Annotated in this window: 23 protein-coding genes and 1 pseudogene; 8 read left to right on the forward strand and 16 right to left on the reverse strand. The window is 58.1% G+C overall.

The window, feature by feature from the left end; genetic code table 11:
• Nucleotides 1-4 precede the first annotated feature (4 nt).
• A complete protein-coding gene (gene algB / locus GIR22_RS01365; RefSeq protein WP_154741540.1) occupies nt 5-1,351 on the reverse strand; it encodes a sigma-54-dependent response regulator transcription factor AlgB in 1,347 nt (448 codons plus the stop codon).
• A 415-nt stretch (nt 1,352-1,766) separates the two neighbouring features.
• Between algB and GIR22_RS01370 the strand changes: the two genes are divergently transcribed.
• The 6 genes and pseudogenes from GIR22_RS01370 to GIR22_RS26185 form a co-directional block, all read left to right on the forward strand.
• Nucleotides 1,767-2,051: a hypothetical protein gene (locus tag GIR22_RS01370; protein WP_154741541.1), complete on the forward strand. Its 285-nt coding sequence runs from the start codon at nt 1,767-1,769 to the stop codon at nt 2,049-2,051.
• A gap of 79 nt (nt 2,052-2,130) precedes the next feature.
• Complete coding sequence (locus GIR22_RS01375; protein ID WP_020798027.1) at nt 2,131-2,295, forward strand: DUF1328 domain-containing protein; 165 nt, start codon at nt 2,131-2,133, stop codon at nt 2,293-2,295.
• Between the two features lie 2 nt (nt 2,296-2,297).
• Entirely contained in the window at nt 2,298-2,765 is a 468-nt protein-coding gene (locus tag GIR22_RS01380) for an inhibitor of vertebrate lysozyme family protein (RefSeq protein WP_154741542.1), read from the forward strand.
• A 712-nt stretch (nt 2,766-3,477) separates the two neighbouring features.
• Nucleotides 3,478-4,809, forward strand: a complete 1,332-nt coding sequence (gene gltP / locus GIR22_RS01385; protein WP_154741543.1) for a glutamate/aspartate:proton symporter GltP — start codon at nt 3,478-3,480, stop codon at nt 4,807-4,809.
• A gap of 105 nt (nt 4,810-4,914) precedes the next feature.
• A complete protein-coding gene (locus GIR22_RS01390) occupies nt 4,915-6,144 on the forward strand; it encodes a nucleoside recognition domain-containing protein (protein WP_154741544.1) in 1,230 nt (409 codons plus the stop codon).
• 7 nt (nt 6,145-6,151) lie between these two features.
• Nucleotides 6,152-6,262, forward strand: a pseudogene (locus GIR22_RS26185) (outer membrane lipoprotein carrier protein LolA); the annotation flags it as partial.
• On the opposite strand, the gene GIR22_RS01395 reads toward GIR22_RS26185, so the two are convergent.
• From GIR22_RS01395 to GIR22_RS01465, 15 genes are all read right to left on the reverse strand, one after another.
• Nucleotides 6,258-7,304 (reverse strand): DUF5924 family protein, encoded by a 1,047-nt coding sequence (locus GIR22_RS01395; protein ID WP_154741545.1) that lies wholly within the window; start codon nt 7,302-7,304, stop codon nt 6,258-6,260. The pseudogene GIR22_RS26185 and the gene GIR22_RS01395 overlap by 5 nt on opposite strands.
• A 71-nt stretch (nt 7,305-7,375) precedes the next feature.
• A complete protein-coding gene (locus tag GIR22_RS01400; protein WP_154741546.1) occupies nt 7,376-8,758 on the reverse strand; it encodes a M16 family metallopeptidase in 1,383 nt (460 codons plus the stop codon).
• 69 nt (nt 8,759-8,827) lie between these two features.
• Nucleotides 8,828-10,486 (reverse strand): Na/Pi cotransporter family protein, encoded by a 1,659-nt coding sequence (locus GIR22_RS01405; protein ID WP_154741547.1) that lies wholly within the window; start codon nt 10,484-10,486, stop codon nt 8,828-8,830.
• Between the two features lie 281 nt (nt 10,487-10,767).
• Entirely contained in the window at nt 10,768-11,535 is a 768-nt protein-coding gene (locus tag GIR22_RS01410; RefSeq protein WP_154741548.1) for a TerC family protein, read from the reverse strand.
• Between the two features lie 65 nt (nt 11,536-11,600).
• Nucleotides 11,601-12,908 (reverse strand): CitMHS family transporter, encoded by a 1,308-nt coding sequence (locus GIR22_RS01415; protein WP_154741549.1) that lies wholly within the window; start codon nt 12,906-12,908, stop codon nt 11,601-11,603.
• Between the two features lie 294 nt (nt 12,909-13,202).
• Nucleotides 13,203-15,164, reverse strand: a complete 1,962-nt coding sequence (locus GIR22_RS01420) for a DUF7844 domain-containing protein (RefSeq protein ID WP_178122026.1) — start codon at nt 15,162-15,164, stop codon at nt 13,203-13,205.
• On the reverse strand, nt 15,161-15,481 hold the full coding sequence (locus tag GIR22_RS01425) for a DUF2388 domain-containing protein (protein WP_154741550.1): 321 nt from the start codon (nt 15,479-15,481) through the stop codon (nt 15,161-15,163). Before GIR22_RS01425 ends, GIR22_RS01420 begins: the two co-directional genes overlap by 4 nt.
• Before the next feature lie 26 nt (nt 15,482-15,507).
• The gene (locus tag GIR22_RS01430) at nt 15,508-15,816 is read right to left on the reverse strand and encodes a DUF2388 domain-containing protein (RefSeq protein WP_154741551.1); all 309 of its coding nucleotides are present in this window, start codon (nt 15,814-15,816) and stop codon (nt 15,508-15,510) included.
• 108 nt (nt 15,817-15,924) lie between these two features.
• On the reverse strand, nt 15,925-16,245 hold the full coding sequence (locus GIR22_RS01435) for a DUF2388 domain-containing protein (protein WP_154741552.1): 321 nt from the start codon (nt 16,243-16,245) through the stop codon (nt 15,925-15,927).
• 375 nt (nt 16,246-16,620) lie between these two features.
• The gene (locus GIR22_RS01440) at nt 16,621-16,836 is read right to left on the reverse strand and encodes a DUF1127 domain-containing protein (protein ID WP_154741553.1); all 216 of its coding nucleotides are present in this window, start codon (nt 16,834-16,836) and stop codon (nt 16,621-16,623) included.
• Nucleotides 16,837-17,154: 318 nt separating this feature from the next.
• Nucleotides 17,155-18,648 (reverse strand): succinyl-CoA:acetate CoA-transferase ScpC, encoded by a 1,494-nt coding sequence (gene scpC, locus GIR22_RS01445; protein ID WP_154741554.1) that lies wholly within the window; start codon nt 18,646-18,648, stop codon nt 17,155-17,157.
• Between the two features lie 177 nt (nt 18,649-18,825).
• Nucleotides 18,826-20,262, reverse strand: a complete 1,437-nt coding sequence (locus tag GIR22_RS01450) for an NAD(P)(+) transhydrogenase (Re/Si-specific) subunit beta (RefSeq protein WP_154741555.1) — start codon at nt 20,260-20,262, stop codon at nt 18,826-18,828.
• A complete protein-coding gene (locus tag GIR22_RS01455; protein WP_025854291.1) occupies nt 20,262-20,582 on the reverse strand; it encodes an NAD(P) transhydrogenase subunit alpha part 2 in 321 nt (106 codons plus the stop codon). The genes GIR22_RS01450 and GIR22_RS01455 overlap by 1 nt, the downstream gene beginning before the upstream one ends.
• A gap of 15 nt (nt 20,583-20,597) precedes the next feature.
• Nucleotides 20,598-21,719, reverse strand: a complete 1,122-nt coding sequence (locus GIR22_RS01460) for a Re/Si-specific NAD(P)(+) transhydrogenase subunit alpha (protein ID WP_178122027.1) — start codon at nt 21,717-21,719, stop codon at nt 20,598-20,600.
• A 451-nt stretch (nt 21,720-22,170) separates the two neighbouring features.
• The gene (locus GIR22_RS01465; protein WP_154741556.1) at nt 22,171-23,070 is read right to left on the reverse strand and encodes a LysR family transcriptional regulator; all 900 of its coding nucleotides are present in this window, start codon (nt 23,068-23,070) and stop codon (nt 22,171-22,173) included.
• Between the two features lie 158 nt (nt 23,071-23,228).
• Between GIR22_RS01465 and GIR22_RS01470 the strand changes: the two genes are divergently transcribed.
• Complete coding sequence (locus GIR22_RS01470; RefSeq protein WP_154741557.1) at nt 23,229-24,410, forward strand: acyl-CoA dehydrogenase; 1,182 nt, start codon at nt 23,229-23,231, stop codon at nt 24,408-24,410.
• A 10-nt stretch (nt 24,411-24,420) separates the two neighbouring features.
• Nucleotides 24,421-25,644, forward strand: coding sequence for a CoA transferase (locus GIR22_RS01475; protein ID WP_178122031.1), 1,224 nt, complete (start codon nt 24,421-24,423; stop codon nt 25,642-25,644).
• Nucleotides 25,645-25,761: the final 117 nt, after the last annotated feature.

Genomic DNA, 25,761 nt, shown 5'->3' on the forward strand with positions numbered 1-25,761 from the left:
CAGCTCACAGATTGTACTGCTTGCGTTTGCGGTACAGCGTCGACGCGTCAATGCCGAGGGTTCTGGCCGCCTGATCAAGGGTGTCGCTGGTGGCCAGCACCGCACCGATATGGGCTTTTTCCAGCTCATCCAGACTCAATAACGCACCGATGCGCGGGGCGTTGTTGGTCGGTTGCTCGGCCATTCCGAGGTGGCTGATCTCGACCTTCTCTTGTGGGCAGATGATGCTGGCCCGTTCGACTACGTTACGCAGTTCGCGGATATTGCCTGGCCAGCGGTAGTTGAGCAGCGCTTCCCGGGCCTCATCGCTGAAGCCCCGGGCAGGTCGTGCGTATTCCTTGACGAAGCGCGCCAGGAAACGGTCGGCGAGGGTGAGGATGTCTTCGCTGCGCTCGCGCAGAGGCGGCAGGTGCAAAGTGATGACGTTCAGGCGATACAGCAAGTCTTCGCGAAAGCGTCCATCACGGACCATGTCTTCCAGGTTCAGGTTGGTGGCTGCCAGGATCCGCACATCAGCGCGGCGAGTGACCGGGTCGCCCACGCGTTCGTATTCCTTGTCCTGGATGAAACGCAGTAACTTGGGTTGTAACGTGAGGGGGAAATCGCCGATCTCATCGAGAAACAGCGTGCCACCATCGGCCTGATTGACTCGCCCCAAGGTGCTTTCGCTGGCGCCGGTGAAGGCGCCGCGGCTGTGGCCGAAGAGCTCGCTTTCCATCAGCTCCGCCGTCAACGAAGGGCAGTTGATGGTGATGCAGGATTTCTTTGCGCGTTTGCTCCAGCCATGAATTGCCCGGGCCAGCTCACCTTTGCCGGTGCCGGACTCACCCAAGATCAGGATATTGGCATCAGTGCTGGCCACTTGGCGCGCGGTTTCCAGCACTGTCATCATCGCCGGGCTGTGGGAGTCGAGGCCATCCTTGGGTTGGCGCACTTCGCCTTCCAGTGCTTCCAGGCGGGCCGAGAGCTGACGCACTTCCAGTTGTTTGGCGGTGGCCAGGCGCAGTTGGTCGGGGCTGCACGGCTTAACCAGATAATCCGCAGCCCCGGCTTGAATGGCGTCTACGGCGGTGTCGACGGCCGAATGGGCAGTGACAATCACCACGCGCATCCAAGGCGCCTGGATGCGCATTTGCGCCAGCACATCCAGACCGTTGTCTTCCCCCAGGCGCAGGTCCAGGAAGCACAAATCGAACACTTGGCGTTGCAGCAGGGCATCGGCTTGGGCGGCGCTGCTGGCAGTGGCTACGGTGTAGCCTTCATCTTCCAGGCAGTAGCGGAAGGTGCGAAGGATCGCGGATTCGTCATCCACTAAAAGAATGCGGCCTTGAAGTTCCTTGGCTGATTCCATCTGTCCCACGCTCCTTTAAAAATGAATGATCTTGTTTAGTCCCGCAATAATCGGGCAAGTTGCATGGTTTATTCTGATTGATTAAATGCCCTGCTGTGCAGCTATCTGCGACAGACCCTCAAACAGGGGCTGATTAGCCTGTTCAAGCAACCTGTGCCACTTCGGCATCCCGACTTTCATTTGCGCTCCCTTGATCCGACCAGTGACCATCGTGCATTTCGCACGGTGTGGACAGCACTATCGTGCAGGATGCTCGCGAGAAGAAAATCGTATTAATAATAACCAATTGATTTAATTGAAATTTATTTCAATTAAAAACTGGCATGCGGGCTGCAATGCTTCTCCTATAAGCGTCGTCAGGCACTTAAACAGCCGACGGCCCTAACCCAATAATCAGAATGCGGAGAGAATCAGGATGACTCGCCAACGCTTCAGCCTATTGCATGTATCGCCGCTGCGTTTGCAGCAAGGCCTGTTTGCCAGCTTGGTATTAATGGTGACCTTGATCGGTGGTCAGCAGTTGCAGCATTGGAAGCAGAGCCAGCAGCCTGCTCCGCAGTTCGAGCGTGCGATGACGACGCAGACCCATTTCCGTTCTGTTGGCAGCGCAGCCGCCGACGTGACAGCCCCGCAATTGATGGCGGTTGATCAAGGCTCGGCCTTGGATGACCTGCCTTATCAGGAGCGTTGGGTATTTTAGGCATGAAGCGGCTGCTCTAGTTGGGCGCCTGCAGGGTTGTAGCGCTGTTACCTCTTAAAGAAGCGAAAGGAGAATCACCATGTTGAGTTGGGCAATCACATTTCTGATCATCGCCATTGTGGCTGCAGTCCTGGGCTTCGGTGGTATCGCGGGCACCGCCACGGGTATTGCCAAGATTCTGTTTGTGGTCTTCCTGGTGATGTTCATCGCTTCCTTCTTCTTTAGTCGTCGTGGCCGAGGCTGAATATGTTCAATTCGTCTCTTAAAGCTGTAGCTGCCGTCCTGTTGTTGGGCGGCAGCGGCTTGGCCATGGCTACCAATGATGGCCAGTCCAGGGTCAACGAGCTGCTGAGCGCGGACCCGCAATACCGCGAAACCTGGCAGGGTGTGGTCAAGGAGGAAGAGCGTCTGCCTGAGTGGGTGATGAACCTTTCCGGTTCTGCCGAGCAAATGAATGCGGTGACGGAAGACGGCGATCAATACTTGGTCGGACCGCTCTGTGAAACCGAACAGACCTGTCTGAGCAAACGCCTGATTGTGGCTGTCAGCTTCGACAAGAAGCACGCCTACGGGATGCTGGTGGAAGTGCCGGCCGGCTTGCCGGCGGACAAGTCCCCGACACGGCACGCCGAATACCGTTTCCTTGGTAAGCCAAACGAAGGCATGCAGGGGCTGCTTAAAGAGCAGCTGAAGAGAGATCCCAATTGGTATTAGGCTCCGTCTGAGGGAGCTGACCTACATAGAAAGGAGCCCCCCGCTCCTTTCTGTTTGTACCACTCTATAACGGTGGTGCATGACCAGGGGGCCGGGTTGTTCTGATCCAACGGGATCGGCGTGACCTACGGGTGCAGGGAGTGCCTGCGCGAGGGCCGGGTCAGGAGGAAAGCTGTGCCGCAGGTTCTCAGGCCGGATGGCTTGTTGAACTTGCGACAGGCTTGCAGCGCTCATGCAGTTCTTCTCTTATGCAGCTCATAGTTGCAAATTTCCTTTTCGCTTCACTTCAACCAATTCTTAGTGTTTCCGCGCGACCATCTATCGAGAAAGTTTGGCCTTCGTCAGACCAACTTTTTGAGGGTATGCGTAGGAATTTTAAAGGTTTTTATTCCTTGCTATAAAATCCATAAAATCTCTGCGCGAGCCTGAAATTACCGGTTCACGGCAGATATGCCGGCCGAAATGGCTTATTCGAACTGACCGATCAGACAGAAATTTCTAAAAAAACTCATGCCGATTCGGCATAGGGTAGGCGTTTACGGCATTAGACGCCGCCCCTTTGCATCGGAATAGTTGCGCCTTTTTTCCCTGCCAGTGAACCGTTCCGGTGGCTGGTAGTGACCTTCTACGGGGGCCGATGCACACACTTTTTCGCTCTCGAGCGTTCCAGCTGGCGCATCTGCCTGAGTCCACTTGAAGTAAGGGTAATGACATGAAGAAGGCAAAGCTAAGCCTCGCCTGGCAGATCCTCATCGGTTTGGTATTGGGGATTGCAATCGGTGCGCTGCTCAACCATTTCAGCGCCGAAAAAGCCTGGTGGATCAGCAACGTGCTGCAACCAGCTGGCGATATCTTTATCCGCCTGATCAAGATGATCGTGATCCCGATCGTGATTTCGTCGCTGATTGTCGGAATCGCCGGTGTAGGTGATGCGAAAAAGCTCGGTCGGATCGGTGTGAAAACTATCCTTTACTTCGAAATCGTCACCACCATTGCCATTGTGGTCGGTCTGTTGCTGGCGAACGTGTTCCATCCCGGTGCCGGCATCGACATGAGTACCTTGGGTACCGTCGATATCTCCAAGTACCAGGCGACCGCCGCCGAAGTTCAGCATGAACATGCATTCATCCAGACCATCCTCAACCTGATCCCGTCGAATATCTTCGCCGCTGTGGCTCGCGGTGACATGCTGCCGATCATCTTCTTCTCCGTGCTGTTCGGCCTGGGCTTGTCGAGCCTCAAGCCGGAGTTGCGCGAGCCGCTGGTGAACATGTTCCAGGGCGTGTCCGAGAGCATGTTCAAAGTCACCCACATGATCATGAAGTACGCGCCCATTGGTGTATTTGCGCTGATCGCGGTGACGGTGGCCAACTTCGGCTTTGCCTCCTTGCTGCCGCTGGCCAAGCTGGTGATCCTGGTTTACGTCGCGATTCTGTTCTTCGCGTTTGTGATCCTGGGCCTGATCGCTCGCCTGTTTGGCTTTTCGGTGATCAAGCTGATGCGCATCTTCAAGGACGAGTTGGTGCTGGCCTACTCTACCGCCAGCTCCGAAACCGTGTTGCCGCGGGTGATCGAGAAGATGGAAGCCTATGGCGCGCCGAAAGCTATCTGCAGCTTCGTGGTGCCTACCGGCTATTCGTTCAACCTCGACGGTTCGACCCTGTACCAGAGCATCGCCGCGATCTTTATCGCCCAGCTGTATGGCATCGACTTGTCGATTGGCCAGCAACTGATGCTGGTGCTGACCCTGATGGTCACCTCCAAAGGCATCGCCGGCGTGCCAGGCGTGTCGTTCGTGGTGCTGCTGGCCACCTTGGGCAGCGTGGGCATTCCGTTGGAAGGCCTGGCGTTCATCGCCGGGGTCGACCGTGTCATGGACATGGCCCGTACCGCACTCAACGTGATTGGCAACGCCCTGGCGGTGCTGGTTATCTCGCGCTGGGAAGGCATGTACGACGATGCCAAGGGCGAACGCTACTGGAACTCCCTGCCGCACTGGCGCAGCAAGCAAGCGCTGCCGGTTGGCGAAGCCTCTCGCGGCTGATGGCACCTGTTTAGGCTCGGTCCTACGCAAACCCCGGGAAATCCGGGGTTTGTCGTTTCTGTCAGCCCCGCTATCATTCGCCCCATCTTTCGGGGGATTTAACTGATGCTCAATGGCCTGTGGCTTGGCTTCTTTGTCGTGGCAATGGTGTCGGCACTGGCGCAATGGCTGGTTGGTGGTAACGCCGGGGTCTTTGCGGCAATGGTGGAAAGCATTTTCGCCATGGCCAAGCTGTCGGTAGAAGTGATGGTGCTGCTGTTCGGCACCCTGACCTTGTGGCTGGGTTTTCTGCGCATTGCCGAGAAAGCCGGAATTGTCGACTGGCTGGCCAAGGCCTTGGGCCCGTTGTTTCGCCGCCTGATGCCAGAGGTGCCTGCTGGCCATCCGGCCATTGGCCTGATCACCCTCAATTTCGCCGCCAACGGCCTGGGCTTGGACAATGCCGCTACGCCTATCGGCTTGAAAGCCATGAGGGCGCTGCAAGAGCTCAACCCCATCCCCAACACCGCCAGTAATGCGCAAATCCTGTTCCTGGTGCTCAACGCGTCCTCCCTGACTCTGCTGCCGGTGACCATCTTTATGTACCGCGCCCAGCAAGGTGCGCCTGACCCGACGCTGGTATTCCTGCCGATTTTGCTGGCTACCAGCGCCTCGACCCTGGTGGGCCTGTTGTCGGTGGCTATCATGCAGCGTCTGCGCTTGTGGGATCCGGTGGTGTTGGCCTACCTGATTCCGGGCGCGTTGGTGCTGGGCGGTTTCATGGCGTTGCTGGCGACGCTATCCGCCACAGCCCTGGCCGGCCTGTCATCAATCCTCGGCAACCTGACATTGTTCGGGCTGATCATGTTGTTCCTGGTGATCGGCGCGCTGCGCAAGGTGAAGGTGTACGAGGCGTTTGTCGAAGGTGCCAAAGAAGGTTTTGACGTCGCCAAGAACCTGCTGCCTTACCTGGTGGCGATGCTCTGTGCGGTGGGGGTGTTGCGGGCTTCCGGGGCGCTGGAGTTCGGCTTGGAAGGAATTCGCCATCTGGTGGCCTGGACCGGCATGGATACGCGCTTCGTCGATGCCTTGCCGACGGCCATGGTCAAGCCGTTCTCCGGCAGTGCGGCGCGGGCAATGCTGATTGAGACGATGCAAACCCAGGGAGTGGACAGTTTCCCGGCGTTGGTGGCGGCAACGATTCAGGGCAGTACCGAGACCACCTTTTATGTGCTGGCGGTGTATTTCGGTTCGGTAGGGATCCAGCGGGCGCGGCATGCCGTTGGCTGTGCATTGTTGGCGGAGTTTGCCGGTGTCGTTGCTGCAATCGCGGTGTGTTACTGGTTCTTCGGTTAAGGTCCCGATCGATGTCCCTGTAGGAGCGAGCTTGCTCGCGAAAATCGTTAACGATAACGCGGGGAACCTGACACCCCGCGGCGCTCTCAGGCTTTTCGCGAGCACGCTCGCTCCTACAGGGGGGCTATTTTTTCGGAACGGTATGTCACGGTGGTGTCAGTCACCTTGAAGCGCAGCACGCCGATCACCTGCCCGTCCTCCGTCAACACCTGCACTTGCCAGCGCCCCGCTGAGTTCGGTGGGAAGTTCTGTTTATGGGTCCAGGCCCGATAACCTTCCTTGCGCCCACCGTGGATATCCAGGGCAATGCGGTCGACCTCCGTGCCGTTGAACTTCCAGACATGGTAGATCCGCTCGTCCAGCCCGCGCGGTGCATTGATTGCGGTGTAGGCGTACAAGCCGCTGCTGCGCAGTTGGCTGGCGCTGACTTCCTCCAAATCATCACCGGGGGTACGGTCTTGCAATTGAGTGCTGATGGCCACTTCGGTCATCCACAGGGTTGCGGGTGGGACCCAACTGCGCAGGAACCAGCCGGCGCAGCCAATCGCGGCGGTTACGCCCAGCAACATCACCCAACCGCGCACGCTGCGCAGGGGCAGGCTGACGGCGAGACTGGGGATCGACAACAGCATCGCGACGCCAAGTGCCAGCTTGTAACTCTCGGCGGTGGTCAGGTGCAGGATGATCGGCAGTGCGGTAAGCAGGGCCGCAAACAGGGTCAGCGTGTGCAGGGCCAGAAATAATGAACGTTTGGGCGCCAACCACTTGTAGTACAGCGGGTCGATGATCGAGACCAGCGCCGCCGCTCCCAGCAGGCTGGTGAAGATCGACTGGCCGCTGTTCCAGGTGGTGGTGACAAAAAAGAACGGCAGCACGAAAAACAGACTTTCCTGGTGAATCATTTGCGTGGCGTAGCGCAGTAGCGGCTCGGGGATTTCTCGTTTGAAGATTTTGCTGAACAGCTGGGTGAAGCTGTTTTCCAGCATCAGCCATAACCAGCTCACCAACATGATGATCGCGATCCAACTGGCCATGCCTTGCTGGCGGTCCACCAGGATGAAGCTGCCCACGCCCGAGATAAAACCACCGAGCGCAATTACCCCTGGGTAGCGCTTTATCAGTTCAAGGATGCGCTGGATGTAGTGGGTCAGGTTAGGCATTCGGCAGTTCACAGTCTTGGTAGGGAAAAACCCAGACAGAATAACGCCTTGGCCGTTTTATCGGGGCCTGATTACACAATTGCTTTGCGATAATGGCGGATGCCAAGCAACGCAATCGCAATCAGTCCCACCACGCCGGTTCCGATCCAGGTAAGGGCGTCGTAACTGAATAACGGTTTTTCGATGCGCCAGTAACCGGGCTGGTTGAAGACCTGTCGCATGGCCTGGTTGGCCTGCTCAAGACTGACGGCCTTGATACGTTTGGCTGGGTCGCTGAAGCGCCCGTCGGCATAATCGCCCGCAGCGCTCCAGTAGTAGTCGGCCAAGGCACTGTTGCCCTGTACCGCCCAGGCTTGGCGGGCGATGGCGGCTTGTTGCAGGCGGGCGAACGTAGCGGGGTCGAGGCCGTCCTTGAGCAGTTGGGCCTTGAGGGTTTCCACTACGTGCTCGGCTTCGGGCAGGTTTTCCCGGTCAAGGTCGGCGTTGAGGCTCAGGAAGCCGACCCCGCCGAGTACTTCGCGCTTGCTCCAGGGTCCGTAGGACACGCTGTATTTGAGCCTGAGCTGGCGATAAAGCGCCCAGCCCAGATAGTCCTTGAGCAAGTCGTAGGTTTCATTATGTTGCTCGTCCAACATGGGCTCGGGGAACAGCCAATGCAGCTTGGCCCCATCACCGACCCAGCTGTGAATCAGCGCGCGGTGTGTGGCGGCCGCTTGCCGGATCTCCGGCAGGGGACGATGTTCGGTCGGTTCAACCGGAACCAGCTGGCCGTAGGTTCGTTCCAGATAGGCCGGCAGCAACTTGTCGAGGTCGCCGACGATGATCAGGGTCATATTGTTGGGGGCGTACCAATCCCGGCGTACGGTTTCCAGTTGGGCACGGGTCAGGTGGTCGACGTCGGCGCGCTCGGCGCACTTGAGGCCCAGCTCCACCGCCAATTGGTTGCTGGTGCTGTGACCCAGGTCCTGGCGATCAAGCAGGCGTTGCAAGTGTGAATAGTGGCCGCCACCTTCCCGCTCGACGACTTGCTTGGCGGCGGTAATCGCAGCATCGCTCAGTTGGGTGCGCGTCAGGATGGCCAGTAGCAGGTCCAGCACTTTGCGCTGGTTTTTTACGGGGGCCTCGATGACGAAGGCGGTGTCGGCGTTGCTGGTGTAGGCGTTCCATTCCCCGCCCAGAGCTTGCATCCGCTCCTCCAGAGCGCCTTCGCCGCCACCGTCGATGCCGGTGAACAGCAGGTGCTCCAGTAAGTGTGGCAGTTCTTTTTCCTGGCAACTGAAGTCATCCAGGCCGACTCCCACCACCAGGCGAATCGCCACGTGCCCGCGCTCGGTGCCTGGCTTGAGCAACAGTTGCAGGCCGTTGGGCAGTGTATAGCCTTCGACCTGGAGGCGGTCAAAGGCAAAGGTGTGGGCCGAGCCCATTAGCAGGCAGGCGAGTAGCAGGCGACGCATAAGCAGGTTCCCTGGAAGAGCGTGTGTTTCTCCCGTCAGCTATAACTGACTTCTGTGTCTGCCGGACGTTCAGGGTGAATGGGTGATGTCGGTGATATTGTCCTCTGCCAAGGCGCCGGTCTCGGACGTTCCCAGTACCACATAGGCGCTGCTGCAGAACAGTGAGTTCAGGCGCTTCATGTCGGCAATCAGCTCCAGATGCAGGGAGCTGGTCTCCAGGCTCTGTACGACCTTGCGTTGCAAACGGCTGACGTGGGCGTGGGCCAGTCGCCGCTCCTGGGCACGGAAGCGACGCTTTTCTCGCAGCAGTTGCCGAGCGCTTTCAGGGTCGGCGCTGAGGAATACCGAGAGGCCCAGGCGTAGATTGGCGATCAACTGGCTGTGCAGGCCGGCCAGTTCTTCCAGGCCGACGTCGGAAAACGAGCGCCGTTGGGAGGTCTTTTGCTGCTGGACCTTGCGCAGCATGCGCTCGATCAAGTCGCCGGCCAGTTTCAGGTTGATCGACAGTTCGATGATCTCGGCCCAGCGCCGGCTGTCCTGTTCGCTGAGGTCTTCGCGGGGCATTTGCGCCAGGTAGAGCTTGATGGCGCTGTAGAGCGCTTCGACGTCGTCGCTCAGGCTGCGCATTTCCTGGGTAACGGCTGTCTGCTTGCCTCGCAGCACCTCCAGCATCGAAATAAGCATGTTGTCGATCAGGTCGCCCAGACGCAGGGTTTCGCGAGCGGCATTGGCCAGCGCCAGGCTCGGTGTGGCCAGTGCCGCCAGATCCAGGTGACGCGGCTTGGCCTGGCCGTTGACCTCCTCGCGCTCCGGTAGCAACCAGGCGCATAGCCGGGCCATCGGGCCGATGGTGGGCAGTAGAATCAGGCAGCGGGTGACGTTATAGAGCAGGTGGAAAGTGATCACCATGCCTTGGGCGCTGTAGTCCAGGCCGTCCATCCACTTCACCAGTGGATCAAGGACCGGGATGATCAGCAGCAAACCGATCAGTTTGTACAGCAAGCTGCCCAAGGCCACCTGGCGACCGGCGGCGTTCTGCATGCTGGTGCTGAGGAAGGCCAATACGCCGCTGCCGATGTTGGCGCCGATCACCAGGCCGATGGCCACGTGCAGGCCAATTACGCCTGCGCCAGCGAGGGTCGCGGTCAGCAGGACGGCGGCCAGGCTGGAGTAGGAAATCATCGCGAACAACGCACCGATCAGAGCATCGAGCAAGATATCGCCGGTCAGCGAGGCGAACAGGACCTTGACGCCCTGGGCCTGGGTAATGGGCCCGGCGGCTTCGACGATCAATTGCAGCGCGAGAATGATCAGGCCCAGGCCTATACCGACGCGGCCCATTTGCCCGGCGGGGGTCTGTTTGCGGGACAGGAAGAAAATCACGCCAAGAAAAATCAGCAGCGGTGATAGCCAGGACAGGTCGAGGGTCAGCACCCGAGCCATCAACGCGGTGCCTACATCGGCCCCCAGCATGGTCGCCAGGGCGGGTGTCAGGCCCATCAGGCCCTGGCCGACGAAAGAGGTCACCAGCATCGCTGTGGCGTTGCTGCTTTGCACCATGGCGGTGACGAGGATCCCGGCAATAAACGCCAGCCAGCGCCTGGACATGTTCTGCCCGATGACTTGGCGCAAGTTGGAGCCGTAAACCCGCAGGATGCCAGTCCGGACGATGTGCGTGCCCCAGATCAGCAGGGTTACCGCGGAAAGTAGATTGAGCAGGGTCAGCATGCTCGGCCCCCTGTATTGAGTCGTGCTCCATTGGAGCAAGTCATAGTGCCGCGTGCCGTTATACGTCTTGTACTTAAGCTGTAGTTGGCGAATGGGCTCTGCGCCAGCTTCGCATAGCTAAAGATGGGATTGAAACAAAACTGTCATGAAAATCAGCTTTTTGCAGATAAAAAGGGGCTCTGTAGGCGCGAGCTTGCTCGCGAAGAACGTCAGGACACCGCGTTTAGCAGTATCGTTGACGATTTTCGCGAGCAAGCTCGCTCCTACAGGGAGCCCCTAGATTATTGACCCGGGATGTCCTTGCGCAGTTTCACTGGGTCTTGCTGTTTTCTCTTTTTCGCGATGGCGGTGCGCATCTTGATATTGATGGCTTCTACCGCCAGGGAGAACGCCATGGCGAAGTACACGTAGCCTTTTGGCACATGAACGTCGAAGGATTCGGCGATCAGTACGGTACCCACCACCAGCAGGAACGACAGTGCCAGCATTTTCAGCGACGGGTGTTTGTCGATGAACGCGCTGATGGTGCCGGCAGACAGCATCATCACCAGTACGGCGACGACGATTGCAGCGACCATGACCGGTACGTGAGAAACCATACCCACAGCGGTGATCACCGAGTCCAGAGAGAAGACGATGTCGATGATCGCGATCTGGATGATGGTGTAGATGAACTTGCCACCGGCGCCTTTCGGCTCGTCGTGGGTTTCGTCTTCACCTTCCAGGGCGTGGTACATCTCCTGGGAGCTTTTCCATAGCAGGAACAGGCCACCGAAGAACAAAATCATATCGCGACCGGAAATGCCTTGGCCGGCTACCGTGAACAAGTCAGCGGTCAGTTGCATGACCCAGGTGATCGACAGCAGTAACAGGATCCGCGTGACCATGGCCAGGGCCAGGCCGAAGATCCGGGTACGCGCCTGCATATGCTTGGGCATGCGGCTGACCAGGATCGAAATCATGATGATGTTATCGATGCCCAGGACGATCTCAAGAGCCGTCAGGGTGAAGAAGGCAATCCAGATTTCCGGATTGGTCAGCCATTCCATGTGTATTCCTTTGAGCGAGTGTTAGACCGCGCCGGCGGTAAGACCGGCGCAGTGAGTTGTTACGATTATAGAGTGCTGAACAGCGGAAAAATCCCCATCAGCAATGCGGCGACCATTATGCACAGGCATACCAGTACTGCCCACTTCAGGGTGAAGCGTTGGTGATCGCCAAATTCGATACCGGCCAGGGCCACCAGCAGGTAGGTCGAAGGCACCAATGGGCTGAGCAAATGCACGGGCTGGCCAACGATGGAGGCGCGGGCCATTTCCACGGCGGTGATGCCGTAGTGGCTGGCGGCTTCGGCCAATACCGGCAGTACGCCGTAATAGAACGCATCGTTGGACATGAAGAAGGTGAACGGCATGCTCACGAGTGCTGTGATCACCGCGAGGTAAGGGCCCATGGTTTCGGGGATGACCGCCAGCAGGCTCTTGGACATGGCGTCGACCATGCCGGTGCCGGACAGGATGCCAGTGAAAATGCCCGCTGCGAAAATCAACCCGACCACAGCCAGTACGCTACCGGCGTGGGCGGCCACGCGGTCTTTCTGCTGCTGCAGGCACGGATAGTTGACGATCATCGCGATACTGAAGGCCACCATGAATAGCACCGGCAGCGGCAACAGACCGGCGATCAAGGTGCACATCAAGGCAAAGGTCAGGGCGCCGTTGAACCAGATCAGTTTCGGACGGCGGGCATCTGGAAATTGCGAGACGCTGATTTCGCTGTGGTCGATCTCATCGCCCTGCAGGTGCAACTCACCGAGACGGGCACGTTCGCGCTTGCCGTACATGTAGGCAATCACCAGGATTGCCACCACGCCGGCCAGCATCGCCGGGATCATCGGTACGAAAATATCCGACGGGTCCACGTGCAAGGCGCTGGCGGCGCGGGCGGTCGGGCCTCCCCAGGGGGTCATGTTCATCACGCCGCCAGCGAGGATGATCAGGCCAGCCATGATCCGCGGGCTCATGCCAATACGCTGGTACAACGGCAGCATGGCGGCCACGCAAATCATGTAGGTGGTAGCGCCGTCACCGTCCAGGGACACTACCAGCGCCAGTACGGCTGTGCCGACCGAGACCTTCAGCGGGTCACCCTTTACCAGTTTGAGAATCTTGCGCACGGCGGGGTCGAACAGGCCGGAGTCAATCATCAAGGCGAAATACAGGATGGCGAACATCAGCATCACGCCCGTTGGCGCAAGCTTAGTGATGCCTTCGAGCATCATCGGGCCGATCTTCGGGGCAAAACCACCGAACAGTGCGAACAGGATCGGAATGATGATCAGGGCGATCAGCGCGGACAGGCGCTTGGTCATGATCAGGAACATGAACGTGATGACCATGGCAAAGCCAAGGAAAGTCAGCATAGGAATACTCCAGGCGTAGCGCGGCTAGGGAATGGCGAACCGGGTTGGGTCAGCGCAGAACGAAAAACGCGAGGCGTACGGGTGGAGTTGAAGTAAACGGGAAGGTAGGAGCAGACATCAGGAATCACCATTGTTGTTGTTAACAACCGGTCTGTTGCCGGCAGTGGGAGGCGATCCTAGACCTGGAAGCTTTCAGCCAGCTTTCGCTGGATAAACTGGTGACGAGGGGTAATCTGGCCAATTACTGGCTCTGGGGGGTGGAGGATGAGTGAGCAGCACGTGGGTGGCTGCTTTTCAGGGCAGCTCCAATCCTCCGGCTGCCTTATGCAATGCCCGCAAATGCTCGCCTAATCGCTTGAGGTTGGCCTCGCATGCAGCAATTTCTGCCGCTCGTGAAGGCTCAAGCAGTGCCCTTACCTCTTTATCCAGATCGCCGGTCAGCGACTGCAGCTGCTTCTGGCGCGAGGCGCTTTCCGACTCCAGGCGTTGCCATTCGACGGGCTGCGGCAATCCGTAGCCGCTGTTGCCCAGCAGTTCCGCCGGGCGGCTGAGAAAGCCGCTGTTGGCGAGGATCTGCTGCAAGGTGGCATTGGCCTTGTCCATGCCGCCGTTCTTCAACTCCCGGGCGCCGAGGTAGCGTTGCTTGACCTCGTCCTGGGCCAGCATCAATTGCCGACGGAAACTCGCCTGCTCCAGCAGCAGCAAGGCGGCGCTGGTGCGCAGGTCGGCCTGATCGAACCAGGGGCGACGCTCTTCGGCGCTGAGGGCCAGCCAGTCTTCGACCTGGGCTTGCTTGATCGGCAGATGTTTGCGCAGCACCTCGAACATTGCCTGGTAACGCTCGCGGAAGGAATCGAAGTGATAGCCCAGGCGCAGGGCTTCTTTAGGATCGTCGAGCACGCTGGTATCGGCCAGGCCCCGGCCCTTGAGTACTTCCAACAGGCCGTTGGGGGTGATGTTGTCCAGCCCGGTCAGTTGCGGATTGGCGCTGCCACTGCGTAACAGTTTCAGGCTTTCCACTGCACAGTTGTTGGAGATGAAGTAGTAATTGCCGTCGTAGCTCCAGTGCATTTCGGCAGCGTGCTCGACGGTGTCGTTGATCTCCTGGCGGCTCAGGATCAGCGGTACCGAAGCCAGGCCGCGCAATTCGGTCTTGGTGTATTCGTCGATCACCTGGGCCAGCGGCAGCACGAATAGCCGTGACGGGTACTTGCCGACCAGCCCGTCCCAGCTCGACAGCTGTACGTCACCGACAAAGGCGCGGTAGGACAAAACCAGGTGTTGATCCAGGTCCAGGCGACAATCCGGGCCGCGAGGCCGGCCTGGTGCGCAGATCACCAGGCGCAGCATGCTATGGCCCCAGCGGCTGACCAGGTTTTGGTTGGCTTCGGCCAGCAGGTAGTCAATGGAGTAGACCCGTTCCGGGTCGACCTGGCCCAAGGGTGTCTTGGCGAAATCGTTGCCGGCGTTAAGGAAGGCGAATGTCTTGGCGCAAGCGTCTTTGCTGGGCGGCGCCCAGCCAAAGTGTTCCTGGTAATAGCGATACAACGAAGGGCGGCGACAGGTGTAGCTGGGGTCTAGGAGGAAATACTCCATGTTGACCGCCACGAATTCCTTGGGATTAGTGATCTCGTAGATATCCGGGCTGCGGGCTACCTGGTGGTTGTGCTGTTCGCGTTCACCACGGCGGCCGACATATTGCGGCCAGCCGGCCAGGTCAAGCAGGCGCGGATCATCGCTGAGGGTGAAGCGGCGGTCATTTTGGCCACGGCATTGATCGGGCAGGCCGATCAGGCCGGTGATGCTGTTCTGGCGGCTGCAACGCTGGATCAACGTGCGCTCAGGGCCGGACCACAGGCGGGCGCGGTCGTAGATGTGGGTCAGTTCATGCAGCACGGTGGCGAGCATTTCCCGGCGGACGGTGCCGTGGGGGCGGTTGGTTTTCTGGGTTGCGGCGCTGCCGTCGGTCAGGCTGGCCAGCAGGTTGCGGTTCAAGTCCAGCTCGGACACCAGTGAGGCCTGGCCGTAGGCGTTGCCGGGCATGTCGTTGGTCCAGCCGACGTCGATGCGACGGTCCAACCGCTCGATAAAGCGTGGCGGCAGGGCTTGCATGGCTTCATCAAGCAATGCCTGGCTGGCCTGCTGTTCGGCCGGGCTCAAGCCGTCGGTCTTGAGGCGTAGTTGCAGGCCGGCCTGGGCTGCACTGCCACACAGCAGCACAGTCCCGGCCAATAGCCAGGCCGCGAGGCGCCTCACAGTGCGAGGATGGCTTCGGCGAGGACCTGGTCACTGGCATCCCGGGCTTCGGGCACGCGGGTACGGAGGGTGTCGAAGGCGGCTTCCAGTTGGGCACCGCGAATATCGCCGTTGCTGGCGACGAAACTGGCGGCGTCATCGTGGGCCTCACGCACGACTTTGGAGTCGCGGATCGAGGTGGTGGTGTCTGAGGTGAAATCAATGGTGCGGCCAAAGGCACGAACAATGATGTTACTGGTGGCTACCAGGGTTTGCGCCTGGGCAACATCAGCCAACAACAGCAGGCCAAGGGCGGCAGCGATCAGCGGGTTACGCATGGAGTGACTCCGAAACATAAAGATAGTTATTGGACGAGAATTGCCTGGGCCAGTTCAAGGTCGCTGGCTTTAAGTTTTGGCTGGGCGCGGCGTAGATAATCCAGCGCCGATTCCAGGCGGGCTCCTCGCCATTGGCCATCAGTGGCAATAAAAGCAGCAGCATCATCCTGGGCGGCCAGTATCAGTTTATGGTCGAACGGCGCGGAGGTCACTTTGCTGGTGGCGTACGCACTGACAACAACGCTCTGGGTGGACAAGTCAAAGGCCAGGGTCGATGTCGACCAGCAAGCAGCAAGCAATACGGGAGCGATCAATAGACGGTATGAAAAAAACATGGGGGTTCGACAACTGAAAACGAGCGCCAAGGCTAGCGTAATGCCCGGGCGAGAGCCAGCGCGGAGGAATCAGGGAGCGGCTGGCGCCCCCTTCGTCCCGACCTGCGGTCAGATGGCCAGGATAGCTTGGGCCAACTGAGTGTCAGTTGCGGTGTTCAGTTGTGGGGCCTGTTGGCGGATCTGTGCCAGGGCGCTTTCCAGTTTTACGCCACGAATAGCGCCTTCGCTGGCGACGAAGCTGGCGGCGTCATCACGGGCGGCACGTACGACCTTATTATCACGCAGGGAGGACGTTGCGTCGGAAGTTGCATCGGAAGTGACTTTCAGTGCGCCGACGATCGAATCCGTGGTGACGATCAGGCTGGAAGCGTTGGCATTGGCAGCCAGGGCCAAAAGGGCTGCAGTGCTCAGTAGGCGAAGACGGGACATAGTGTGACTCCTGTGATGAACAAAAAAGGCGGCGCACAGCCACCCCTATTAAGCGGGACGTTGTTGCCATTGGGCATCAGGCGTCCGTTTTACCGGGTTCGCCACGTGATGACAGAATATTAGCTGGCGCGTGCGCGTTCGGGTAGTCCGGGTTGGGGCTGCTTCTGATAAGGGTCTGGATGCATAAGCAATAACTGTACTTGTATATTTTTAATTTTATTAAATTGTACCTGTCGCAGCTAATGGTTTGATTAATAATGAATTCAATGGCCTGAAAACAACAAAACCCGCCTCCGGTTACCCGGGGCGGGTTCTGCTACAACAATTCGGGTGCTGGCGGTGGACCCCGGTGAGGTCAGAGCCAGCGGGCGCTCATTAGCGCCAGAACGGCTTGCTCAGCTCTTCGTAGCGTTGAGATTCGCTGATCCCGGCATCGGCCAGCAGACGCGAATCCAGGCGAGCCAATTGGTGGCGGCTGGAGATGCGGCGCTGCCACAACATCAGGTTGGCAATAACGCGCAGAGGCAGGGAAGCCTGGGTGTTTACAGCTTTTTCTTCGAAGAACAGATCGGAACTGAGTGTACGTTCCATGATGACATCCTTCCGCTTGTGGCGGGATTAGGTAGTGGTTTAACTGATGCCAATGATCCTCCTCCGGCGCAAGACTCTCTAGATACAGTTCACCTGTATTGTGAGGGGCCAGTTAACTGTTTACAGGGGCTGTACTGTACAAAAATGGAGAAACTGTACCTATGCGCACTCAAACAGTGCGAAATAGGCATTTTTGGAGAGGTGTGTGAGATTTTTCGGTAGGAAATGACCAGTACAGCAGTACAGTTTTTTGCAAAAATATCTGTGGCAACCACGGGCTGATGAAACTGTGCTTGCATCAGCCCGGATCTGTATCAATCAAGCCTTCAACATGTGACCGGTTTCTTCCAGGTTGATGTGCCAGCTCAGTGCCTCGCGCAGAATGTGTGGCGTGTGACCGCCGATTGCGCAAGCGGCAGTGAAGTAGGTATTCAAGGCGTCCCGGTAATCAGGATGTACGCAGTTATCAATGATGACTCGTGCCCGCTCCCGTGGAGCCAGGCCGCGCAAGTCCGCCAAGCCGATCTCGGTCACCAGGATGTCGACGTCATGCTCGGTATGGTCGACATGGCTGACCATTGGTACCACGCTGGAAATCGCCCCGCCCTTGGCAATTGACTTGGTGACGAAGATCGCCAGGTGCGCGTTACGGGCGAAGTCGCCCGAGCCGCCAATTCCGTTCATCATGCGTGTGCCGCAGACGTGGGTAGAGTTGACGTTGCCGTAGATGTCGAACTCCAGCGCCGTGTTGATGCCGATGATGCCCAGGCGGCGTACCACTTCAGGGTGGTTGGAGATTTCCTGCGGGCGCAGCGCCAGCTTGTCTTTGTAGCGCTCCAGGTTACCGAACACATCGGCGTTGCGGCGCTCCGATAAAGTGATCGAGCTGCCTGAGGCGAAGCTCAGCTTGCCGGCGTCGATCAAGTCGAATGTCGAATCCTGCAGCACTTCCGAGTACATGGTGAGGTCTTCGAACGGCGATTCGATCAAACCACACATCACGGCGTTGGCAATGTTGCCGATGCCGGCTTGCAATGGGCCGAGCTTGTTGGTCATGCGGCCGGCGTCAACTTCCTGCTTGAGGAAGTTGATCAGGTGATTGGCGATCCACTGGGTATCGCTGTCGGGCGGCGTCACGGTGGAGGCAGAGTCCGCCTTGTTGGTGATGACGATGGCGACGATTTTTTCCGGCGGGATCGGGATAGCGGTGCTGCCAATCCGATCGTCGACCTTTACCAGCGGGATCGGCGTGCGGGTGGGGCGATAGGTTGGTATATAAATGTCGTGCAAGCCTTCCAGGTTCGGATTGTGTGCCAGGTTGATCTCGACGATCACCTGTTTGGCGAAAATCGCGAAACTGGCGGAGTTGCCCACTGAGGTGGTTGGTACGATATGGCCTTGTTCGGTGATCGCCACTGCCTCAATGACGGCGATGTCTGGCAGCTTGAGTTGATTGTTGCGCAGTTGCTCGACGGTTTCCGAAAGATGCTGATCGATAAACATCACTTCGCCGGCGTTGATCGCCTTGCGCAAGGTGCTGTCGACCTGAAAGGGCATGCGCCGCGACAATACGCCGGCCTCAGTCAATTGTTTGTCCAGGTCATTGCCCAGGCTGGCGCCAGTCATCAAGGTGATTTTCAGTGGCGTGGTCTTGGCCCGTTCGGCCAGGGCGTGGGGTACGGCCTTGGCCTCGCCGGCGCGGGTGAAGCCGCTCATGCCGACGGTCATGCCGTCCTGGATCAGTGCCGCGGCATCAGCCGCGCTCATGACCTTGTTCAACAGCGAAGGCAAGCGAATACGATCACGGTGCATGGGTTGTTATCTCGGGCTACGGAAGCAAGATGCGCAGTCTAGTGATTTCAAAAAAATTCGTCCCGCTACCATGGTCGAATGCCGGGGCGCGATTTAGAGCCTTTGGTCGGGTTTCCAGTCAATAAAAAACCCCAGCCTACTGGAGGCCAGGGTTTTGAGTATTGCGCTGGCGCAGTGCTATTCGATGGCTTTAACCATATCCTCGATGACCTTCTTGGCGTCGCCAAAGACCATCATGGTCTTGTCCAGGTAGAACAGTTCGTTGTCCAGGCCGGCATAGCCGCTGGCCATTGAGCGCTTGTTGACGATGATGGTCTTGGCCTTGAACGCTTCGAGGATCGGCATCCCGGCAATCGGCGATTTCGGATCATTCTTGGCAGCCGGGTTGACCACATCGTTGGCGCCGAGCACCAGCACCACATCGGCCTGGCCGAACTCGGAGTTGATGTCTTCCATCTCGAACACCTGGTCGTAAGGTACTTCTGCCTCAGCCAGCAGCACGTTCATGTGCCCAGGCATACGACCGGCCACTGGGTGGATCGCGTATTTCACGGTCACGCCGTGGTGAGTCAGTTTCTCGGTCAGCTCTTTCAACGCGTGCTGCGCCCGTGCCACCGCCAAGCCATAGCCCGGCACGATGATCACCGTGTCGGCATTGGTCAGCAGGAAGGTGGCATCGTCAGCCGAACCGGATTTAACTGGGCGAGCCTCTTGCGAGCCGGCCGGGCCAGCCGCCTCAGCGCTGTTGCCAAAGCCACCGAGCAGTACATTAAAGAAGGAGCGATTCATCGCCTTGCACATGATGTACGACAGGATCGCGCCGCTTGAGCCCACCAGGGAGCCGGCGATGATCAACATCGAGTTGTTCAGCGAGAAGCCGATACCCGCTGCAGCCCAGCCGGAATAGCTGTTGAGCATCGAGACCACCACGGGCATGTCGGCGCCGCCGATCGGGATGATGATCAACACGCCCAGCACGAACGCCAGTGCCAGCATTAGTGCAAAGGCACTGAGGTTGCCGGTGAACATGAAGGCCAGGCCCAGGCCCAAGGTGGCCAGGCCCAGTACCAGATTCAGCTTGTGCTGGCCGCTGAACTGTACCGGTGCGCCCTGGAACAGACGGAACTTGTATTTGCCCGATAGCTTGCCGAAGGCGATCACGGAACCGGAGAACGTGATTGCACCGATGGCGGCGCCGAGAAACAGTTCCAGGCGGTTGCCGGCAGGAATCGCATCCCCCAGTTGTTGGACGATACCCAGGGACTGCGGCTCGACAACGGCGGCGATGGCAATGAAGACTGCGGCCAGGCCGATCATGCTGTGCATGAACGCCACCAACTCTGGCATCTTGGTCATCTCGACGCGCTTGGCCATGATCGAGCCGGCGGTGCCGCCGACCAGCAAGCCGACGATGACGTAGCCAATGCCAGCGGTGGCCAACTCGGCCCCCAACTTATAGATCAAGCCCACGGTGGTGAGGATTGCCAGTGCCATGCCGAGCATGCCAAACAGGTTGCCGCGCCGAGAGGTAGTCGGGTGTGACAGGCCTTTGAGGGCCTGGATAAAGCAGATCGACGCAATGAGGTAGAGCGTCGTGACCAGATTCATACTCATTATTTCTGCACCTCTTCTTTAACCTTGGGCGCTTTCTTCTTGAACATCTCAAGCATTCTACGAGTCACCAGGAAGCCACCGAACACGTTTACCGCCGCAAGAGCGACGGCCAAAGTGCCCATGGTCTTGCCCAATGGCGTAACGGTAAGCGCGGCAGCCAGCATGGCGCCGACGATCACGATCGCCGAAATGGCGTTGGTCACGGCCATCAGTGGGGTGTGCAGTGCAGGTGTTACGTTCCAGACCACGTGATAACCGACATAAATCGCCAGCACGAATATGATCAGGTTGTAGATACCGGGGGAGATAAGCTCTTCCATCGTCTGAATCCCTGCTTAGGCGTTTTTGCGGATGACTTGGCCGTCGCGGCACATCAGGCACGCGGCGACGATGTCGTCTTCGAGGTTGATCTCAAACTGCCCTTCCTGGGTGAAGACCAGCTTTAGGAAGTCCAGCAGGTTGCGTGCATACAGCGCCGAGGCATCAGCCGCGACAGCACCTGCCAGGTTGGTCGGGCCACAGAGGGTTACGCCATTCGCGACGACAACCTGATCGGCCACGGTCAGCGGGCAATTGCCACCCTGGGCTGCGGCGAGGTCGATGACCACGGAGCCGGGCTTCATTTGGGCGACGGTTTCGGCACTCAACAGAGTAGGGGCCTTGCGGCCGGGGATCAGGGCCGTGGTGATGACGATGTCCGCCAGCTTTGCGCGCTCGTGCACGGCCAATGCCTGACGCTGCATCCAACTGGCTGGCATGGGGCGGGCATATCCACCAACGCCGACAGCGCATTCACGCTCTTCATCGGTTTCGTACGGCACATCGACGAACTTGGCACCTAGGGATTCGATTTGTTCCTTCACTGCCGGACGCACGTCGGACGCTTCGATTACTGCACCGAGGCGCTTGGCTGTGGCAATGGCCTGCAAGCCCGCGACGCCAGCGCCGAGGATCAGCACGCGCGCAGCTTTAACCGTTCCCGCAGCAGTCATCAGCATCGGCATGAAGCGTGGGTAGTGATGTGCAGCCAGGAGCACTGCCTTGTAACCGGCGATGTTGGCCTGAGAGGACAGTACGTCAAGGCTTTGCGCCCGAGAAGTGCGCGGCGCGGCTTCAAGCGCGAATGCGGTGATGCCGTGTTCGGCCAGTTTGGTGATGGTTTCGTTGCTGAACGGATTAAGCATGCCCACCAATACGGTGCCGCTTTTAATCAGCGTCAGTTCGCTATCGCTGGGGGCCACCACCTTGAGAATCAGCTCGGCACCGAATGCGTCGCTGGCACTGCCAATGGTTGCGCCTGCCGTTTCATAGGCACTGTCGACGACGCTGGCATTGATGCCTGCACCGCTTTGTACAGTGACCTTATGGCCCTGGCCGATCAGCTTCTTGATGGTTTCCGGGGTTGCAGCAACCCGCGTTTCACCGGTCTGGGTTTCGAGAGGAACACCAATGTGCACGTCAAATCTCCTGCATGATCTTTTTGCTTTTGATCTTTTTGTAAAAAGGCCAGTGCACCGTGAGAGGCGCATCTGGGGCGGCCGATCAGCACGATCCCGCTGAAATGACAGCGGGGCGCGGCATTTTGCAGGCGAACTTTACGGCCTTCAAGGAATTATGACGCGTGACGAAAAATTAACTACAAGTCACCCTGTGACTGATTGTCGCAACGCCATAAAACAACCTCTTTAAATACAGTTATTTAGCGGGCTTACGGCGGAAAATGAGTTTTCCAGCGTCAGTGATATGAATAGTCAGGCATTACCCTTGAGTAGGCGCTACAAGCCAATATGGCAGTGGCTTTAAGCTAATTTAAGGTCGATAAGTACAGTCTGTTGAAATGCGACATATAAGTATATCTGTAGGGCTTTTAATTAACTGACTACAGGGTCAAATAAATACGAATCCCCTTTAATTAGTGGGGTTGTAGCGTTGTGACTGATCCATCAGCCAGTCTCGGAACGCATGCAGGGAAGCTGATTCGACCTTCCGCTCGGGAATCATCAGGTAATAGGCCTTTGAGCTGGCCAATATCTGAGGGTTTGCGACGACAAGATGCCCCCTGCTCAATTCTTGTTGAATCAGGAAAGGTGGGATCAGCGCAATTCCCATCTCATGCATGGCTGCCTGAGACAGCATGGAGAATAGCTCGTAGCGTGGGCCTGTCATGTCGCGGGCAACATTCAGATGCTGCGCATTGAACCATTGGCGCCAGGCGTAAGGTCGGGTGGTTTGTTGCAGAAGGGGTCGCTCGGCGATTTCCTGGAGGCTGAAGTGCGTCCGGTCACCCAGCAGGCGCGGGCTGCATACCGGGAGTGGGTTTTCTCCCATCAACCTGTGGCACTCGGTGCCTGGCCAGTCGGCGTCACCAAAGTAGATGGCGGCGTCGAACTCGGTATCGGCGAACAGGAAAGGTCGTGTGCGATTGGTGAGGTTGACGGTGACTTCCGGGTGTTGGCGCTGGAAATCCTTGAGGCGCGGGATCAGCCACTGGGTGCCAAAAGTCGGCACCACTGCCAGTTCGATGACGTTGGCGCCCTGCTGCCCCATCACCGATAGCGTATCCCGTTCTACCGCATCCAATTGCGTGGCGACCCGGCGGCTGTATGACAGCCCTGCTTCTGTCAGTTTTACTCCACGGCGAGAGCGTCGAAATAGCTCGACACTCAAAAACTCCTCGAGACTGGCAATCTGTCGACAAATGGCGCCTTGAGTAAGGGAGAGCTCTTGTGCGGCCTTGGTGAAACTCTCGTGGCGGGCGGCGGCTTCAAAGCTGACCAAGGCGGTGGTGCTGGGGATCTTTCTGCGCATGTACCGTACCCTCACTAATAGAGGGCATGGATGCCCGTATTAATCATTACGAAGTGAGAAATTATCACAACCCTATGCAAAAACCTCGTTTGCCCTCTTTGCTTGCCCAGCCTAGGCTCCATGCACGACTTTTGGTTTTACTTCGCGAGGACTTTTTCATGGGCGGTAAGGCAAGCTTCAACTGGATTGATCCGCTGTTGTTGGATCAGCAACTCACCGAAGAAGAGCGCATGGTGCGCGACAGCGCCGAGCAGTTCGCCCAGGACAAGTTGGCACCTCGTGTTCTTGAAGCTTTTCGTCATGAAAAGACCGATCCGACGATCTTTCGCGAAATGGGTGAAACCGGTTTGCTCGGGGCGATGATCCCGGAGCAGTACGGTGGCAGCGGCCTGAGCTACGTCAGCTATGGTTTGATCGCCCGCGAAGTGGAGCGTGTCGACTCCGGTTATCGTTCGATGATGAGTGTGCAGTCTTCGCTGGTCATGGTGCCTATCAATGAATTTGGCACCGAAGCACAAAAACAGAAGTACCTGCCGAAGCTGGCGTCCGGTGAATGGATCGGCTGTTTTGGCCTGACTGAGCCCAACCATGGCTCTGACCCTGGTGCAATGATCACCCGTGCTCGAAAGGTGGAGGGCGGCTATAGCCTTACCGGTAGCAAAATGTGGATCACCAACAGCCCGATTGCCGATGTGTTTGTGGTTTGGGGCAAGGACGATGCCGGTGACATTCGCGGTTTTGTATTGGAGAAAGGTTGGAAGGGGCTGAGTGCTCCGGCGATCCACGGCAAGGTTGGCCTGCGCGCCTCGATCACCGGCGAAATCGTCATGGATAACGTGTTTGTGCCAGAAGAAAACATCTTCCCGGATGTGCGAGGCTTGAAGGGGCCCTTCACCTGTCTTGATTCGGCGCGTTACGGAATCTCCTGGGGGGCTCTGGGGGCGGCGGAGTTCTGCTGGCATACAGCGCGTCAATACACTCTTGATCGTCAGCAGTTCGGGCGCCCGTTGGCGGCTACCCAGTTGATCCAGAAGAAGCTGGCGGACATGCAAACTGAGATCACCTTGGCGCTGCAAGGCTGTCTGCGATTGGGGCGCATGAAGGATGAAGGCACGGCTGCAGTCGAGATCACGTCTATTATGAAGCGCAACTCTTGCGGTAAGTCTCTGGATATCGCGCGTATGGCGCGTGACATGCTCGGGGGCAATGGTATTTCCGATGAGTTCGGGATCGCCCGTCACTTGGTCAACCTAGAAGTGGTGAATACCTACGAGGGCACGCACGACGTGCATGCGCTGATTCTGGGGCGCGCGCAAACAGGCATTCAGGCGTTCTATTAATAGGGGCACGATCATGGGCGCGCTGTCGCATCTGCGGGTACTGGATTTATCGCGAGTGCTGGCGGGCCCTTGGGCCGGGCAGATTCTTGCGGACCTTGGGGCCGAGGTGATCAAGGTCGAACGACCTGGTAATGGCGATGATACTCGGGCGTGGGGTCCGCCCTTCCTCAGGGACGCCGATGGCGAGAATACCAGTGAGGCGGCGTATTACTTGTCGGCCAATCGCAACAAGGAGTCGGTCACCATCGATTTCACTCGACCGGAGGGGCAGAAACTGGTGCGTGATCTGGCGGCCAAGTCGGATATCCTGATCGAGAACTTCAAGGTAGGTGGCCTTGCGGCTTATGGGCTGGATTATGAGTCGCTCAAGGAGATCAATCCGGAGCTGATCTATTGTTCGATCACTGGTTTTGGCCAAACCGGACCCTACGCGGCTCGAGCGGGTTATGACTTCATGATCCAGGGGTTGGGTGGGCTCATGAGTCTGACGGGTAGACCCGAAGGTGATGAAGGCGCTGGGCCGGTCAAGGTTGGCGTGGCGTTGACCGATATCCTGACAGGGCTCTACTCGGCGGTGGCGATTTTGGCGGCAATGGCTCATCGAGACCATGACGGTGGTGGCCAGCATATTGATATGGCATTACTGGATGTGCAGGTAGCCTGTCTGGCCAACCAGGCGATGAACTACCTGACGACTGGGGTTCCTCCGAAGCGCCTGGGTAATGCTCATCCGAATATCGTGCCTTATCAGGACTTTCCCACGGCCGATGGTGACTTCATTTTGACGGTGGGTAATGACGGGCAATTTCGCAAGTTCGCTGAGGTGGCGGGTCAGCCGCAGTGGGCGGATGATCCGCGCTTTGCCACCAACAAGCTGCGGGTCGCTAATCGCGCGGTGCTGATACCGTTGATTCGTCAAGCCACGGTCTTCAAGACAACGGCTGAATGGGTGGTGCAGCTTGAGCGGGTGGGCGTGCCATGTGGGCCGATCAATGACTTGGCGCAAGTGTTTGCCGATCCTCAGGTCAGGGCGCGAGGGTTGGTGATGGAGTTGCCTCATGCGCTTGCCGGGAAGGTGCCCCAAGTCGCTAGTCCCATACGGCTCTCCAAGACGCCCGTGGAATACCGCAGTGCGCCTCCTCTTTTGGGTGAGCACACCCTTGAGGTGTTACAGAAGGTGCTCGGGTTGGGGGCTGCAAATGTGGCGGCGTTAAGAGAGGCGGGTGTTATCTGAAGTACCTCTTCTATATAGAGGGTGTTAACGGCACATCTATTAGAGCGATGGTTGATCGTTTTTTAGTCAGTTCTAACTAATTGATAGAAAAGCAAAATTAAGGGTTGACGGCAGATT

Origin of the sequence: Pseudomonas karstica (assembly GCF_009707515.1) — a bacterium.
Classification (GTDB): Bacteria; Pseudomonadota; Gammaproteobacteria; order Pseudomonadales; family Pseudomonadaceae; genus Aquipseudomonas; species Aquipseudomonas karstica.

Bases quoted from the DNA above. Each gene is read 5' to 3' on its own strand.
- algB (WP_154741540.1), bottom strand. From the start codon at position 1,351: ATGGAATCAGCCAAGGAACTTCAAGGCCGCATTCTTTTAGTGGATGAC.
- GIR22_RS01370 (WP_154741541.1), top strand. From the start codon at position 1,767: ATGACTCGCCAACGCTTCAGCCTATTGCATGTATCGCCGCTGCGTTTG.
- GIR22_RS01375 (WP_020798027.1), top strand. From the start codon at position 2,131: ATGTTGAGTTGGGCAATCACATTTCTGATCATCGCCATTGTGGCTGCA.
- GIR22_RS01380 (WP_154741542.1), top strand. From the start codon at position 2,298: ATGTTCAATTCGTCTCTTAAAGCTGTAGCTGCCGTCCTGTTGTTGGGC.
- gltP (WP_154741543.1), top strand. From the start codon at position 3,478: ATGAAGAAGGCAAAGCTAAGCCTCGCCTGGCAGATCCTCATCGGTTTG.
- GIR22_RS01390 (WP_154741544.1), top strand. From the start codon at position 4,915: ATGCTCAATGGCCTGTGGCTTGGCTTCTTTGTCGTGGCAATGGTGTCG.
- GIR22_RS01395 (WP_154741545.1), bottom strand. From the start codon at position 7,304: ATGCCTAACCTGACCCACTACATCCAGCGCATCCTTGAACTGATAAAG.
- GIR22_RS01400 (WP_154741546.1), bottom strand. From the start codon at position 8,758: ATGCGTCGCCTGCTACTCGCCTGCCTGCTAATGGGCTCGGCCCACACC.
- GIR22_RS01405 (WP_154741547.1), bottom strand. From the start codon at position 10,486: ATGCTGACCCTGCTCAATCTACTTTCCGCGGTAACCCTGCTGATCTGG.
- GIR22_RS01410 (WP_154741548.1), bottom strand. From the start codon at position 11,535: ATGGAATGGCTGACCAATCCGGAAATCTGGATTGCCTTCTTCACCCTG.
- GIR22_RS01415 (WP_154741549.1), bottom strand. From the start codon at position 12,908: ATGCTGACTTTCCTTGGCTTTGCCATGGTCATCACGTTCATGTTCCTG.
- GIR22_RS01425 (WP_154741550.1), bottom strand. From the start codon at position 15,481: ATGCGTAACCCGCTGATCGCTGCCGCCCTTGGCCTGCTGTTGTTGGCT.
- GIR22_RS01430 (WP_154741551.1), bottom strand. From the start codon at position 15,816: ATGTTTTTTTCATACCGTCTATTGATCGCTCCCGTATTGCTTGCTGCT.
- GIR22_RS01435 (WP_154741552.1), bottom strand. From the start codon at position 16,245: ATGTCCCGTCTTCGCCTACTGAGCACTGCAGCCCTTTTGGCCCTGGCT.
- GIR22_RS01440 (WP_154741553.1), bottom strand. From the start codon at position 16,836: ATGGAACGTACACTCAGTTCCGATCTGTTCTTCGAAGAAAAAGCTGTA.
- scpC (WP_154741554.1), bottom strand. From the start codon at position 18,648: ATGCACCGTGATCGTATTCGCTTGCCTTCGCTGTTGAACAAGGTCATG.
- GIR22_RS01450 (WP_154741555.1), bottom strand. From the start codon at position 20,262: ATGAGTATGAATCTGGTCACGACGCTCTACCTCATTGCGTCGATCTGC.
- GIR22_RS01455 (WP_025854291.1), bottom strand. From the start codon at position 20,582: ATGGAAGAGCTTATCTCCCCCGGTATCTACAACCTGATCATATTCGTG.
- GIR22_RS01465 (WP_154741556.1), bottom strand. From the start codon at position 23,070: ATGCGCAGAAAGATCCCCAGCACCACCGCCTTGGTCAGCTTTGAAGCC.
- GIR22_RS01470 (WP_154741557.1), top strand. From the start codon at position 23,229: ATGGGCGGTAAGGCAAGCTTCAACTGGATTGATCCGCTGTTGTTGGAT.